The 14,178-nt window shown below is 60.8% G+C and carries 11 protein-coding genes; 5 read left to right on the forward strand and 6 right to left on the reverse strand.

Features of this window, described 5'->3' with window-relative positions:
- The first annotated feature begins 122 nt into the window (after positions 1-122).
- A complete protein-coding gene (locus tag H2Z84_RS06275) occupies positions 123-2,798 on the forward strand; it encodes a bifunctional diguanylate cyclase/phosphodiesterase (protein ID WP_181835215.1) in 2,676 nt (891 codons plus the stop codon).
- On the opposite strand, the gene H2Z84_RS06280 is transcribed toward H2Z84_RS06275, so the two are convergent.
- Positions 2,795-3,721: a LysR substrate-binding domain-containing protein gene (locus H2Z84_RS06280; RefSeq protein ID WP_181835216.1), complete on the reverse strand. Its 927-nt coding sequence runs from the start codon at positions 3,719-3,721 to the stop codon at positions 2,795-2,797. The genes H2Z84_RS06275 and H2Z84_RS06280 overlap by 4 nt on opposite strands.
- Before the next feature lie 109 nt (positions 3,722-3,830).
- Here H2Z84_RS06280 and H2Z84_RS06285 point away from each other — a divergent pair, with 109 nt between their 5' ends.
- Positions 3,831-4,439 (forward strand): FMN-dependent NADH-azoreductase, encoded by a 609-nt coding sequence (locus H2Z84_RS06285; RefSeq protein WP_181835217.1) that lies wholly within the window; start codon positions 3,831-3,833, stop codon positions 4,437-4,439.
- Between the two features lie 241 nt (positions 4,440-4,680).
- Entirely contained in the window at positions 4,681-6,201 is a 1,521-nt protein-coding gene (locus H2Z84_RS06290) for a sensor domain-containing diguanylate cyclase (protein WP_181835218.1), read from the forward strand.
- Between the two features lie 6 nt (positions 6,202-6,207).
- Here H2Z84_RS06290 and hemF read toward each other — a convergent pair whose 3' ends face one another.
- The 4 genes from hemF to H2Z84_RS06310 form a co-directional block, all read right to left on the reverse strand.
- Positions 6,208-7,116 (reverse strand): oxygen-dependent coproporphyrinogen oxidase, encoded by a 909-nt coding sequence (gene hemF, locus H2Z84_RS06295; protein WP_181835219.1) that lies wholly within the window; start codon positions 7,114-7,116, stop codon positions 6,208-6,210.
- Between the two features lie 429 nt (positions 7,117-7,545).
- Positions 7,546-8,376 carry an alpha/beta hydrolase gene (locus tag H2Z84_RS06300; RefSeq protein WP_181835220.1) on the reverse strand — a complete coding sequence of 277 codons (831 nt, stop codon included), beginning with the start codon at positions 8,374-8,376 and terminating at the stop codon, positions 7,546-7,548.
- Positions 8,377-8,478: 102 nt separating this feature from the next.
- Positions 8,479-9,840, reverse strand: coding sequence for an ATP-binding protein (locus H2Z84_RS06305; protein WP_258869315.1), 1,362 nt, complete (start codon positions 9,838-9,840; stop codon positions 8,479-8,481).
- Entirely contained in the window at positions 9,837-10,544 is a 708-nt protein-coding gene (locus H2Z84_RS06310; RefSeq protein WP_181835221.1) for a winged helix-turn-helix domain-containing protein, read from the reverse strand. The genes H2Z84_RS06305 and H2Z84_RS06310 overlap by 4 nt, the downstream gene beginning before the upstream one ends.
- A 160-nt stretch (positions 10,545-10,704) precedes the next feature.
- On the opposite strand from H2Z84_RS06310, the gene H2Z84_RS06315 reads away from it, so the two are divergent.
- Both H2Z84_RS06315 and H2Z84_RS06320 read left to right on the forward strand, forming a co-directional pair.
- Positions 10,705-12,771: a carbon starvation CstA family protein gene (locus tag H2Z84_RS06315; protein WP_181835222.1), complete on the forward strand. Its 2,067-nt coding sequence runs from the start codon at positions 10,705-10,707 to the stop codon at positions 12,769-12,771.
- A complete protein-coding gene (locus H2Z84_RS06320) occupies positions 12,764-12,952 on the forward strand; it encodes a YbdD/YjiX family protein (protein WP_159874716.1) in 189 nt (62 codons plus the stop codon). The genes H2Z84_RS06315 and H2Z84_RS06320 overlap by 8 nt, the downstream gene beginning before the upstream one ends.
- Positions 12,953-13,013: 61 nt before the next feature.
- Here H2Z84_RS06320 and H2Z84_RS06325 read toward each other — a convergent pair whose 3' ends face one another.
- Entirely contained in the window at positions 13,014-14,045 is a 1,032-nt protein-coding gene (locus H2Z84_RS06325; RefSeq protein WP_181835223.1) for a YeiH family protein, read from the reverse strand.
- Positions 14,046-14,178 lie beyond the last annotated feature (133 nt).

The raw sequence follows: 14,178 nt of genomic DNA on the forward strand, positions 1-14,178 counted from the left end.
CATTGTATTTTTTGACGGGCTGGAGCTTTGATTTTTATCAGCTTGTTGACCATGAAGTTGCTAGGACAGCCAGATAGGGTTTGCTAACATGGCTTTTAGCATCAACGATCCTTCTTTTACCCATGATCCAGCGCCCGCAACGTATTTATCTGGTGTTTTTCCTGCTGCTGTTCATGGGTACGGCGGCACTGATTGCCTTTCTGCTGGGGACGGCTTACGTCGAGAAACAGCATCAGGCCGAAGTGAATGCCCGTAATGTGGTGGCTGTGCTGGAGGCCAGGCTGGAGGCGACGCTACGGCGTACCCAGGCCAATCTGGAAGAGCTGGCCCAGCGCACGCCACTACCCGCCTTGTCGCTGGCGGCCCGACCGCAGTATGCAGCGGCCATGCAGCGGCAACTGGCCTTGCCGGCCCGCCATTTCCCCGAAATCGTCGGCCTGCGGCTGATTGATGCCGAGGGTAATGTGCTCTATGCCTCGGACCGTTTGCTGCCACAAGCCAATGTGCGCGACCGCAGCTATTTCATTGCCCTGAGCCAGCATCCGCAGCTGTCTCTGTTTTTTTCGGAAGTGACCACCGGCCGTATCAATCGCAGCCTGCAACTGTATATGGCAGTGCCGATTCGCACGCCGCAGGGCGCTTTTGCCGGCATTGCCATGGCGCCACTGGATATCGGCTATTTCCAGCAATTGTTCGACGGGGTGGATCTGGGGCCGCATGGGGTGATTACCTTTCGCCGCAGTGACGATGGCCGGCTGGTGTTGCGCCATCCGGCCCGGCCGGGCACCGTTAATCAGACCTTGCACAACAATCCCATGCACCAGCGGGTGGAAGCCGGCGAGCAGCAGGGGGTGATCCGTTTTTATGCCGCCATCGATCATATCGAGCGGATTTACGCGTTCAAGCGGGTGGGTGATTTTCCTTTTTATGTGGCGGCCGGCATTGCCAGCGATGACTTCCTGGCGCAGTGGCATGCCACTTTGCTGGGGACGGTGGTGGTGTCCTTGCTGTCGCTGGTGTTGCTGGCCTGGCTGCTGCAGCGGCTGCGCCGCTCGGAAGAACGGCGGCTGCATGCCAGTGGCGAGTTGCAGGCCAGCGAAGACCGCTTCCAGCAATTGTTCAACTCGGTGGGCGAGGGCATCTGCGGTATGGATGGCCAGGGCCGCTACCTGTTTTCCAATCCGGCCGCCCGCCACCTGTTGGGCCATGCCGACGAAGCCGCCCTGCACGCGCAGGACCTGCCTGGGCTGATTCATGGGCAGCAGGCCGATGGCCGGCCCCTGCCACCCGCAGACTGCCTGATCCGCCAGGCAGTGCAGCAAGGGCAGACCGTGCATGAGGCCGACGACGTGTTTACCCGCGCCGACGGCAGCCTGTTGGCCGTGCGTTACGATGCCTACCCGCTGCTCAAGGATGGCAAGAATGTCGGCACGGTGTTGCTGTTCCAGGATATTGGCGAGCGCAAGCGGCAGCAGCAGCAGATTGCCTTCCTCGCCCATCACGATGCGCTGACCGGCCTGCCGAACCGCATTCTGGCCGAAGACCGCTTCTGCCAGCTGACCGGCCTGGCCCAGCGTCACGAAGAGCGGCTGGCCATGCTGTTCCTGGATCTGGACGGTTTCAAGACCATCAATGATTCCCTGGGGCATGACGTGGGCGACGAGATGCTGCAAGCGGTGGCGCAGCGCTTGCAGTCCTTGCTGCGCGAGCACGATACCGCCTGCCGGCTGGGTGGCGACGAGTTCTTGTTATTGTTGCCCGGCATCCGTGGCATGGGGGGAGTGGAAGGGCTGGCGCTGCTGATCGGGCGCATCCTGCATGGTCTGGAGCAGCCCTTTGTCCTGCAGCATCATCAGCTGTCCACCTCGGCCTCCATTGGGGTGGCGCTGTATCCGGATGATGGCGGTGATTTCACCACGCTGATGAAAAAGGCGGATACCGCGATGTATCACGCCAAGGATGCCGGACGTAATACTTACCGCCTGTTCGATGAACGGATGAATGTCGAGGCGCAGCAAGTCTTGCGCTTGCGCAGCCATTTCATGGCGGCACTGGAGGCCGGCCAGTTCGTATTGCACTACCAGCCGCAGGTGAGGCTGGAGGATGGCCGGGTATTGGGCGTGGAGGCGTTGGTGCGCTGGCAGGATGGCGCGCAGCTGATTGCACCGGCCGAGTTCATCCCCATGGCAGAAAGCAGTGGCCTGATTGTGCCGCTGGGCGAGTGGGTGCTGCGCGAAGCCTGCCGCCAGGCGGTACAGTGGCAGCAGGAACACGACAGCCCGCTGTGCGTGGCGGTGAATATTTCGGCAGTGCAGTTCAAGCGCGGCAATCTGGAACATACCGTAGCCGAGGCGCTGGCGCACAGTGGTTTACCGCCACAGCTGCTGGAGCTGGAGCTGACCGAAACCACCTTGCTGCACCAGACCGAAGCCGTGTTGCACACCTTGTCGCGGCTGAGCGAGCTGGGTGTCCGGCTCGCCATCGACGACTTCGGTACCGGTTATTCCAGCCTGGCTTACCTCAAGCGGCTGTCGGTCAACAAGCTGAAGATCGATCAATCCTTTATCCGCCATCTGGCCGAAGATGCCGACGACGGCAATATCGTCTGCGCCATCATCGAAATGGCGCGCAAGCTGCAATTGCAGACGCTGGCCGAAGGCGTGGAAAGCCAGCAGATTGCCGAGCTGCTGCGGCAAATGGGCTGCGAGCAGGCCCAGGGCTATCATTTTGCCCGGCCGCTCACGGCCGCCCAGCTGCATGCCTATCTGCAGGCACAGCGTGCCGGTCGGCCGTCCTAGCCGGCTGGTGGGTAGGAGGGATGGCCCGGCGGGATCAGGTCGGTCACCAGAAAATCGATAAAGGCCCGAATGGCGGGCGACAGGCCGCGCCGGCTGGTAAAGGCGGCATGCAGAATACCCCAGGGGCTGTCGAATTCCGGCAGTAGCCGCAGCAATCGCCCTTGCTGCAAGGCTTCGTCGCAGACCATGACCGGCAGTGCGGCAACGCCCAGACCGGCGATGGCGGCTTCCAGCAGTACCAGCAGGTCGTCCGTCATCAGGCGCGGGCTGTCGATCTGCAGGTTATAAGTGTGGCCGGCCTGGTCCAGCAGCTGCCACAGGCCACGCCCATCCGGGCGGCTCATGGTTAGCGCCGGCAGGGCGAGCAAGTCGGCCGGCGATTGCGGCATGGGGTGCTGGCGCATGAAATCAGGGCTGGCCACCAGAATGACCTGGCTGACCGACAACTGGCGCACCACCAGGTTGGCGCTGTTGTCCAGGCTGTTGCGCACGCGGAGGGCGACATCGATATTGTCCTCGATCAGGTCCACCCGCCGGTTAGTCGCTTCCAGGCTGACCCGTACCTGTGGGTGACGCAGCATGAAGCGCGGCAGTACCGGTGCCAGCAAGGTCTTGGCCAGCAGCTCGGGGCAGCTGACCCGTACCAGGCCGCGTGGCTCGGCAGTGATGCGGGCAATGGCATCATCTGCCGCCTCGGCTTCGGCCAGCATGGCCTGGCAGTGCTGGTAATAGCTGCTGCCTACCTCGGTCAGTGCCAGCCGCCGTGTCGTGCGTTGCAGCAGACGTACACCCAGTCGTTCTTCCAGCTCGGCTACCCGGCGTGACAAGCGGGATTTGGGGATGCCCAGCATGCGGCTGGCCGCCATGAAACCACCGAATTCCACCACCTTGGCAAAATACAGCAGGTCGTTGAGGTCTTGCATGAAATTGTCCTATGGGTGGAACAATGTTTCCTTTTTTTGCAGTCTAGTCATGATTGGTATCAAAAACTACTATTCACCCATACCAAACTGCACAAAAAGGAAGTCCATCATGAAACTGCTACACCTTGATTCCAGCATTCTTGGCCAGAATTCTGTTTCCCGTCAGCTGACGGCCGCCGTGGTGGATGCCGTGCGCCAGCGCCATGCCGCTCTCGATGTCAGCTACCGTGATCTGGCCAGCCAATCGATTGCCCATCTGTCCGGCGAAATCATCGGCGCCAATTTCACTGCCGAAGCCGACTGGACCGATACCCAGCGCAGCGAAAGCGCGCTGAGCAATGCGCTGATCGAAGAATTCCTGGCGGCCGACGTGCTGGTGATCGGTGCGCCGATGTACAACTTTTCCATCCCCTCGCAACTGAAGAGCTGGATTGACCGCGTGGCTGCAGCTGGCCGCACTTTCAAGTACACCGAGAATGGTCCGCAGGGCCTGGCCGGTGGCAAGAAAGTGGTGATCGTCTCCAGCCGCGGCGGTGTGTACTCCACCGAGCAGGGCCAGCTGATGGATTTCCAGGAAGACTACCTGCGTACCGTGCTGGGCTTTCTGGGTATCAGCGATATCGAATTCGTGCGGGCTGAAGCGGTGAATATGGGCGAAGACAAGCGTGCTACCGCTATTCATGCCGCCAAGGAAGCGATTACCAAACTCGCACTCTGATCCGGCGGGTTGTTGTGGGAAAAACGGGTCAATCTGACCCGTTTTTTCAATGCCGGCTTGCGAATCGACCGAGCAAAGTACAGCTCTGCTAACACCCGTGTTAGCGTGTGAGCCTAGATAAAGTACATGGCTATGGTGTCGAGAGAGTCGCAAGCGGGTTGGCAATATGCGTAGGATGCTGTTGGGAGAAATGGTGCTGGATCACCAGCGGGCCTTCCGCGGCATATTAACGCTGGTGTTTATGCTATTGGTTGTTTCCAACGGCTGGTATGTCTATTCCCGCTCACTTAGCCTGTCCGACCAGTATGCCCACCGTGCTGTCACCGGCATCCGCCAGCATTTCGAGAAAATATCCGGTTTTATCGACACCATTCAGGCTGAGGCCGTACGCGAGCTGCAATCGGGCGAGCCATCCCATGATGTGGATGAACAATTGTCGGCGCTGCGCCATGTGCCGGGGAGTAATTATTTTTCTCTGGATCATTTGCCGCCACCGCTCAATCACGAGCAGATCGGCAATCTGACCGGACTGGTGCTGCCCGGCAAGCCCGAGCCGGCCCGCCAGCGCGAGATCGCCGTGGCGCTGGGGCTGGCACCGATGATGAGCGCCGCCTACCGCAATCTGGATGACCATGGCGTGGCGTGGATTTACTACGTGTCACGTCAGCAGTTCATCTATCTTTATCCGTTTGCCCCTGCTGCTGATTACCACTACAGCCTGGAAACGCCCAATGGCGTGTTCTGGCGCATGGCGCTGCCGGAAGCCAATCCGACGGGGCGGCGGCTGATGACGCCGGTGTATATCGATCAGGCGGGCAAGGGCGCCATGCTGACCATCGGCCAACCCATTGTGGCCGGAGGCCATTTTTATGGCTCACTGAACATGGATATCAGCATCAGCACCCTGCAGCAGTTGCTGAGCCGCTCGGGCGAGGTGCTGGGCAAGCTGTATCTGCTGAATGCCCAGAACCAGATTGTCGCGGCCAATACCGAGCAGGCCTTGCCGCAGGAAAACCTGTTGCGCCTGCCGGTGATGGCCGACTACCTGGCCGGCCCCACTGCCCACGTCAAGGTATTTGCCGTGGGAGACACCGGCATGCGGGTGCTGCATTACCTGCCCAATGGCGTGCTGGCGCTGGAGATTCTCAAGGGAACGGCACCCGGCATCGTGGCGGCCTTGCTGCTGTGGCTGGCGCTGGCCTTGCTCACCCGCACCTGGGTGCTCAATCGCGAGCTGCGTCGCCTGTCCGAGCACGACCCGCTGACCGGGGCCTTGAACCACCGCGCTTTCCAGTCCGTGCTGTCACAGCTGTACGAGGACTACCGCGAACGTGGCGAGGTGTTTGCGCTGGTGATGGTGGACCTGGATCACTTCAAGCGAATCAACGACACCTTTGGCCATGCCGTGGGCGATGAGGTGTTGAAAGTGCTGGTGCGGCTGGCGCGGCGCATGTTGCGCAATCAGGATCTGGTCGCGCGGCTGGGGGGCGAAGAATTTGTGCTGGTGTTGCCCAATACCGAGCTGCGTGATGCGATGAAAGCGGCCGTGCGTCTGCGTCTGCAGCTGGAGCGGCTTAACTGGGCCAAGCTGGGCTTGCCGGATAAAGTGACCGCCAGCATGGGCTGTGCGGTGGTGCTGGTCAGCGACAACAAGGCCGAGGCCGTGCTGAAACGGGCCGATGATGCCATGTACCGCGCCAAGCAGGAGGGCCGCAACCGGGTCTGTCTCGACCTGCGGGGGCAGCCTCCTGGCGTGGCATAAGCCTGTTCAGACCCAGTCGCGCACCGGCAGGAAACGCTGGTACAGCTCGGCCTCGGCACTGCCCTCGGCCGGCTGATAGCCATATTCCCAGCGTACCAGGGGTGGCATCGACATCAGGATGGATTCGGTACGGCCGCCGGTCTGCAGGCCGAACAGCGTGCCGCGATCCCATACCAGATTGAATTCCACATAGCGGCCACGGCGGTAGAGCTGGAACTGGCGTTGCGCCTCGGTCCACGGCGTGGCCTTGCGCTTGTCCACGATGGGCACATAGGCCTCGACAAACCCCAGGCCCACGGCCTGCATGAAGTCGAAGCAGCGGGCAAAGCCCCACTGGTTCAGATCGTCAAAAAACAGTCCGCCCACCCCGCGTGCTTCATTGCGGTGCTTGAGGAAGAAATACTCGTCGCACCATTTCTTGTAGTCGGCATAGACGCGGTCGCCAAACGGCTGGCATAGCTCGCGCGCCACCGTGTGCCAGTGGACCACGTCTTCTTCCACGCCATAGTAGGGTGTCAGGTCGAAACCACCGCCAAACCACCAGATCGGCTCGGCGCCATCCTGTTCGGCAATGAAAAAGCGCACATTGGCATGGCTGGTGGGCACATGCGGGTTTTCCGGATGAATCACCAGTGACACGCCCATGGCTTCAAAACGGCGGCCGGCCAGTTCCGGGCGATGGGCGGTGGCCGAGGCCGGCAGCGCATCACCGCTGACATGCGAGAAATTCACCCCGGCCTGTTCAAATACCACGCCCTGGCTCAGTACGCGGCTGCGTCCGCCACCGCCTGCCGGCCGTTGCCAGGCATCCTCGACAAAGCGCCCGCCGCCATCGGCCTGTTCCAGTGCGGCGCAGATGCGGTCTTGCAGTTGCAGCAGAAAGGCTTTCACATCGTTGGCGTGGGGATGGCTCATCGCAATATCCTGGGTGGTGGTGTGGCTGGCATTGTAGCAGAGCCATTCCCTGCCGCCGCAGCACACGGCGTGGGCAAAAAAAGAACCCGCCTGAGGGGGCGGGTTACACAAAGTCACACAAAGGACAGAGGAGAACGGGCCCGTTGCCAGACCCTAAACAGATACAGAGCAAGCACCTTGCCGCAGGCTCGGGGGTATCCGCGGCATGGCTTGTTTGCATGGAACACAGTGTGCCAGAGCCAGCATGCAGCTCTGTGCGGCTAGCGTCTGGGCTATGTAGCCGCGCTGTGCCGGCTTGATGACATTGCATGACAAAGCGGCGGACTTTGTTGCGGTTGATGAAGCCGGGGAACTTCGCCTGCCCGCAATGACACAGGGCCGGCACTGCTGGCAGTGTCGGCCCGGTGGTGGCAAGCGCCAGGGTAGGGGTCAGGCGGTGAGGGCTTCACCCTGCCACAGTGGCTGCGTGGTGCTGGCTGGCTGAGGCTTGCTGGCAGGGCGGGCGCGGAAAAAATCCACACTGCGCGCCAGTACCGCCATGCGTTCGTTATCCACCAGCACCATGTGATAGCTGTCGGACAGCGGCATGAATTCCACTTTGCCTCCCAGATGGGCTTGCAAATAGTGGGCCGAGCGCGGGCTGGTGATGTCGTCTTCGTCGGCATGCACGATCAGGGTGGGGCAGGTAATCTGCTTCAGGCGTGGCATCAGTTGCTTGCGCAGCTGGTCTACCTCACGGATGCAGGCCAGCGGCACATACGGGTAGTGGAAGCGTTCGCCACGCTCGAAGCGTTGCTGGATCAGCTTGCGGATGCGCTGGTTCTTGATGCCGAACGGCTCGGCTTCCGGCACGCGCATGCGTCTGGCCATACCCGGCAGGATATAGCCCAGCTTGCGCAGCCAGGTCAGGCGCGGCAGGCTCCAGCCATCCAGAAACAGCGGCGGCGCATACAGTGCCAGCTTGTCCTGATGGTTTTCCAGCCGGGCCACTTCCAGTGCCACCAGTGCTCCCAGGCAGACGCCGGCCAGATGCACCACACCATGGCGCTGTTTCAGTGCGCGGTATTCGGCGCGCATGCTGGCTATCCAGTCTTGCCAGCCGGTTTCCAGCAGATCATCCGGCACCGTGCCGTGGCCTGGCAGCAGGGGGACATGGGTATCGATCCCGGCTTCTTCCAGAGTGCGGCCCAGCGAGCCAAGGTCGTAAACGGTACCACCCAGCCCATGAATCAACAGGGCGGCGGGGCGAGGTGAGGGCATGGAAGATTCCGCGCAGGAGAATGAACAGCCTGCAGTATGGGCAAGATAAAGTGGGCAGTCTGTCAGTTTCCTGTCACAGGATTGTGACAGGCTGTGACCCTTTCAGCTGAGGGCAATGCGCAGGGTGAGCCGTGCACCACCCAGCGGGCTCTTGCTGGCGAAGGCGTTGCCGCCATGATGCTCGGCAATCAGCCGGACATAGGACAGCCCCAGACCGTAGCCACCGGTAGCGCGGTCGCGGCTGCGGTCCAGTCGGCGGAAGGGTTCGAAAATCCGCTCCCAATCCTGTGGCGGAATGCCGTGGCCATCGTCGTCGACATGAATTTCCAGCATATTGCCCTGGCGCACGACGACCAGCTGTACCTGGTGCTGGGCGTATTTGAAGGCATTCAGCAGCAGATTGCGGCTGGCGACATAGATCAGCTTGCGGTCGAAGGTGGCCTGGCCGCGTGCGCAATCCATGGACAGGGAGAGGGTGGCCGGCTTTAGCGGGTTGACCAGATCAAGCAGATCGTCGAACCAATCGTACAGATCAACCTGTTCGCGTTGCAGGATGGATTCGCCCCGGTTGAGCTTGGCGTACTCCATGCTGGCGGTGATCAGTTCTTCCAGTTCCTGCATATCGCGTTCCATGCCGTCGCGGTAGCGCTGGCGCTCGGCCTCGTCCTCTTCTTCTTCCAGCATGGTCAAGCCAAAGCGCAGGCGGGCGATCGGGGTGCGGATTTCATGCGCCACCGCGTGGCTCATCGCCTGGTGCATTTCCAGCAGCCGTTCCAGCCGGGCTGCCATGCTGTTCAGCGCAGTGGACAGTGGGGCGAACAGCCGGCTGTGCGCCTGTGGGGTACGCACATGGAAATCACCGTTGGCGAACAGTTCGGCGGCATCGCGCACCGACACCAGATCGCGCCACATCGGCCGCAGGTAAAAGTAAATCAGCAGCCCCAGCGTGCTGCCGGTAAACAGGATCCATAGCAGCAGCACTTCGATGTCTTCGGTAATCCAGCCGCTGTCATTGCTGTTGGTGGTGGCATCCAGCGGCCCCATCAACACCATGCGGTGCTCGTCGCGTAGCGGGATATAGAGCAGATTGTTGTCGAAATCGAGATAGGTTTTGCCGGCGGCGAAGTTCTGCTTGCTGTCGGGGTCCAGATCAGCCGGCGGCTGGGTGATCAGCTTGACCGGATAGCTGAAATGGCGTGTCAGTTGTGGCAGGGCGTGTGCGCGTCCGGCGGGCGGCACCCGCTCCAGCTCCTGTACCAGCAGCGAGGCGGGGCCATCCAGCATGCGGCGGGCATTTTCGCTGTCGCTATTCTGGTACAGCTTGCCCAGCATGAAGGCGAAACCGATGATGATGGCCAGCTCGGCGGCCATGGCGATGATGAAGTAGCGGGCAAACAGCGTGGCCAGCGAGGTTTTGCCCAGGCGCTGTTTCTTGTCTGTGCGCAACAGGGGAAGACGCATCATTCCCAGTCACTGCGGGAAAAAAGATAGCCCTTGCCGCGCACGGTCTTGATGCGAGTGGGCGAATCGGGGCTGTCGCCCAGTTTTTTGCGCAGCCGCGAGATGCGGGCATCGATGGAGCGGTCCAGCCCGTCAAAGCCGATGCCGCGCAGCTCATTCATGATGTCGTCACGTGACAGTACTTGGCCGGCATGGCTGGCCAGCAGCCACAGCAGGTCGAATTCGGCGGTGGTCAGCTCCATTTCCTCGCCGGACAGATAGGCGGAGCGCGTTCCCTGGCTGATGTTGAACTGGCCGAATACCAGTTCATCGTTGTCGCTACCATCGCTGCTACCGCCATCGTCGACGCCGCGGCGCAGCAGGGCGCGTACCCGTGCCAGCAGGCGGCGTGGCTCTACCGGCTTGGCCAGATAGTCGTCGGCGCCCAGTTCCAGCCCGAGGATTTCGTCAACATCTTCATCCCGCGCGGTCATGATCAGGATGCGGCCGTGGTAGCGCAGCCTGACCTCGCGGCAGACATCAAAGCCTTCTTTACCTGGCAGCATCACATCCAGAATCACCAGATCCGGCCGGGTGTCCAGAATCACATCGGCAGCGGTATCGCCGCGACCATGCAGGCTGACCTGATAACCGTGTTTGCCAAGGTAGGCGGAAATCAATTGAGCCAGATGAATGTCATCTTCGATGATGAGAATGTGGGGTGTCATGCCATGCCTGCGAAAATCAATGGAGGAAATAGTATCACCATACTGGCAGATGGCTTGTATTTCCGAATCCATGCGAACAGAATGAAACGCGTGTTTTCCCAACGCACTCAGGCCGGTTTCATTAATGGCCCATGATTAATTCAAGGACAGAGAAAATCACATGCAACGCTTAAAGGAATGGGCAATCTGGATTGCCGTGGCCCTGGCGGGCGCCGTCGCTTTTGCCGTGGTGGCACTCAATCGCGGCGAGCCGGTCAATGCCATCTGGCTGGTGGTGGCCGCCGTGTCGGTCTACTCCATCGCTTATCGTTTTTATGGCCGTTTTATTGCCAAGACCGTGCTGGAACTGGATGCCAAACGGCTGACCCCGGCAGAACGGCACAACGATGGCCTGGATTACGTACCCACCAACAAATGGGTGGTGTTTGGTCACCACTTTGCCGCCATTGCCGGGGCGGGGCCGTTGGTTGGCCCGGTGCTGGCTGCGCAGATGGGCTATCTGCCGGGCACGCTGTGGATTCTGATCGGCGTGATGCTGGCTGGTGCAGTACAGGATTTCCTGGTGCTGTTCCTGTCCATGCGCCGCGACGGCAAGTCGCTGGGTGAAATGATCCGGCTGGAGCTGGGCCCGATCCCCGGCGTGATTGCCTCCATCGGCATCCTGATGATCATGATCATCCTGCTGGCTGTGTTGGCACTGGTGGTGGTCAAGGCGCTGACCGGCAGCCCGTGGGGCAGTTTCACCATTGCCTGCACCATTCCGATTGCGCTGTTCATGGGTATCTATACCCGCTATATCCGTCCGGGCAAGATCGGCGAGATTTCCGTCATCGGCTTTGTGCTGCTGATGCTGGCCATTGTCTATGGTGGTGATGTGGCCAAGAGCGCCACGCTGGCGCCGCTGTTCACCCTGCAGGGCACTACCCTGGCCTGGGTACTGATCGGCTACGGCTTTGTGGCCTCGGTACTGCCGGTGTGGTTGCTGCTGGCTCCGCGTGACTATCTGTCCACCTTCCTCAAGATCGGCACCATTATCGGTCTGGCCATCGGCATCCTGATCGTGGCGCCGAACCTGCACATGCCGGCGCTGACCAAGTTCATTGATGGCAGCGGCCCGGTATTTGCCGGCAACCTGTTCCCCTTCCTGTTCATCACCATTGCCTGCGGTGCGGTATCCGGCTTCCACGCGCTGGTGGCCTCCGGCACCACGCCCAAGCTGATCGAGAACGAAACCCACGCCCGCGTCATCGGTTACGGTGCCATGTTGATGGAAAGCTTTGTTGCCATCATGGCGCTGATTGCCGCCTGCGTACTGGATCCGGGCGTGTACTTCGCCATGAACAGCCCGGCCGCCGTCATCGGCAAGACCGCGGTGGATGCGGCACAGGTGATTTCCAGCTGGGGCTTTGTCATCACCCCGGATGTGCTGACGCAGATGGCCAAGGACGTGGGCGAATCCACCATCCTGTCGCGCGCTGGTGGCGCACCGACGTTGGCCGTGGGCATGGCGCACATCCTGTCCGGCGTCATTGGCGGCAAGACCATGATGGCCTTCTGGTATCACTTTGCCATCCTGTTTGAAGCGCTGTTCATCCTCACCACCATCGACGCTGGCACCCGCGTGCTGCGCTTCATGATTCAGGATCTGCTGGGCATCTTCATCAAGCCCATGGCCAATACCGAATCCTGGGCGGCCAACCTGATCGCTACCGGCCTGGCCGTGGCCGGCTGGGGTTACTTCCTGTACCAAGGCGTGGTGGATCCGCTGGGCGGCATCAACACCCTGTGGCCGCTGTTCGGCATTGCCAACCAGATGCTGGCGGGTATTGCGCTGATCCTGGCTACCGTGGTGCTGATCAAGATGCAAAAGCTGCGCTATGTGTGGGTGACCGCCGTGCCCACCATCTGGCTGCTGATCGTTACCTTGGTAGCCGGCTGGCAGAAGCTGTTCCACGCCAGCCCCAAGATCAGCTTCCTGGCCCATGCCAACAAGTTCTCCACCGCTGCGGCCAAGGGTGAAGTGCTGGCCCCGGCCAAAAGCCTGGCACAAATGCAGCAGATCATCTTCAATGATTATGTGGATGCCACGCTGACTGCCATGTTCATTGCCGTGGTGGTGGCCATGCTGGTGTTCTCGGTCAATGTCATCCGCAAGGCGCTGGCCGTGAAGTGGGTGACCACCAAGGAAGTGCCGGCGGTTTATCGTCAGGGAGAAGCCAATGTCTGAGTTGTTGCGCCAGCTAACCGAGGCGGCGCGGCTGATGGTGGGGGTGAAAGACTACGACAAGTATGTCGCCAGCCGCCGCCGTTGCAGTCCCAATGCCCCGGTGATGAGCCGCGAGGCCTTTTTCGCCCACTGCCAGAGCGAGCGCTATGGTGGCAAGTCGATGAAAAAGTGCCCTTGCTGATTTCCCGTCAGCCATAGGAAAACCGCCCGATTCCGGGCGGTTTTTCATTGCACGTAGTGTTTCAGAGCTGGTGAACCAGATAGCTGATGCCGCTGTTGATCAGCGTGCCGCCAATCAGCAGCCAGGCAAACAGCGCACTGGCCAGCCACATCGGCTTGCTGCCGGCGCGGCGGATGGCGGAAAAGTGCGTGGTCAGACCCAGGGCACCCATGGCCATGGCCAGCAGCAGATTATCCAGCGCAATCAGCTGGGCCACCCAGGCTTGCGGCAGCCAGTGCAGCGAGTTGAAACCGGCCATGGCCAGAAAGCCCAGGGCAAACCACGGAATGGTGATGCGGCGTGCTTCCTTGCTGCCGGACTGATGGCGACGGGCTAGCCAGGTCGATAGGATCACTAGGAAGGGGGCCAGCATCATCACCCGGATCATCTTGGTAATCACTGCGCTGGTAGCGGCCTGCTCGCTCACCGCACGGCCGGCAGCCACGGCCTGTGCCACTTCATGCACGGTGGAGCCGGTAAACACGCCATAGGCAAATTCCGACACGCCCAGCGTCTGCACCAGCGAAAACAGCAGGGGATACAAGAACATGGCCAGGGTGCCGAATACCACCACCGTGGCCACCGCCACGGCTACTTTCTCGGCATGTGCCTTGAGCACGGGTTCGGTAGCTAGTATGGCGGCTGCGCCGCAGATGGAGCTGCCAGCCCCGATCAGGATGACGCTTTGCTCGTCCAGCCCCAGCTTGCGCCGGCCCAGCCAGAAGGCCAGCAAGAAGGTGGAAGTCAGCACACAGGCATCGATCAGGATGCCGCTGATGCCGACGGCAGCAATGTCCTGAAATGTCAGCTTGAAACCGAACAGGATGATGCCCAGGCGCAGGATCTGCCCCTTGGCAAAGGTGACGCCATGGTGGCTGGGTAGGGCAATGCGTGGATAGAGGGTGTTGCCGAGCACCATGCCGCCGACGATGGCTATGGTCAGTGCCGACAGGCCAAGCTGGCTGAACCAGGGCAATGCGGCGGCGTGGAGCGAACCCAGAGCCAGAACCAGAACCAGCAGCAGGCCGGGTGTGTGCTGACGTAGTGTGTTCATGATGAGCTACCTGCAAGAAGTGAGGGCGCTTTGCCCCGATGTCTGAACGATACGCCGCCGCATTAAAGTTGAAAAACGGATAAAATATCTAAAAACAATTAGAAAAATTAATATATTGGGTGGGTGTAATCCG

Source organism: Aquitalea aquatica (assembly GCF_013911085.1).
Lineage (GTDB): Bacteria > Pseudomonadota > Gammaproteobacteria > Burkholderiales > Chromobacteriaceae > Aquitalea > Aquitalea aquatica.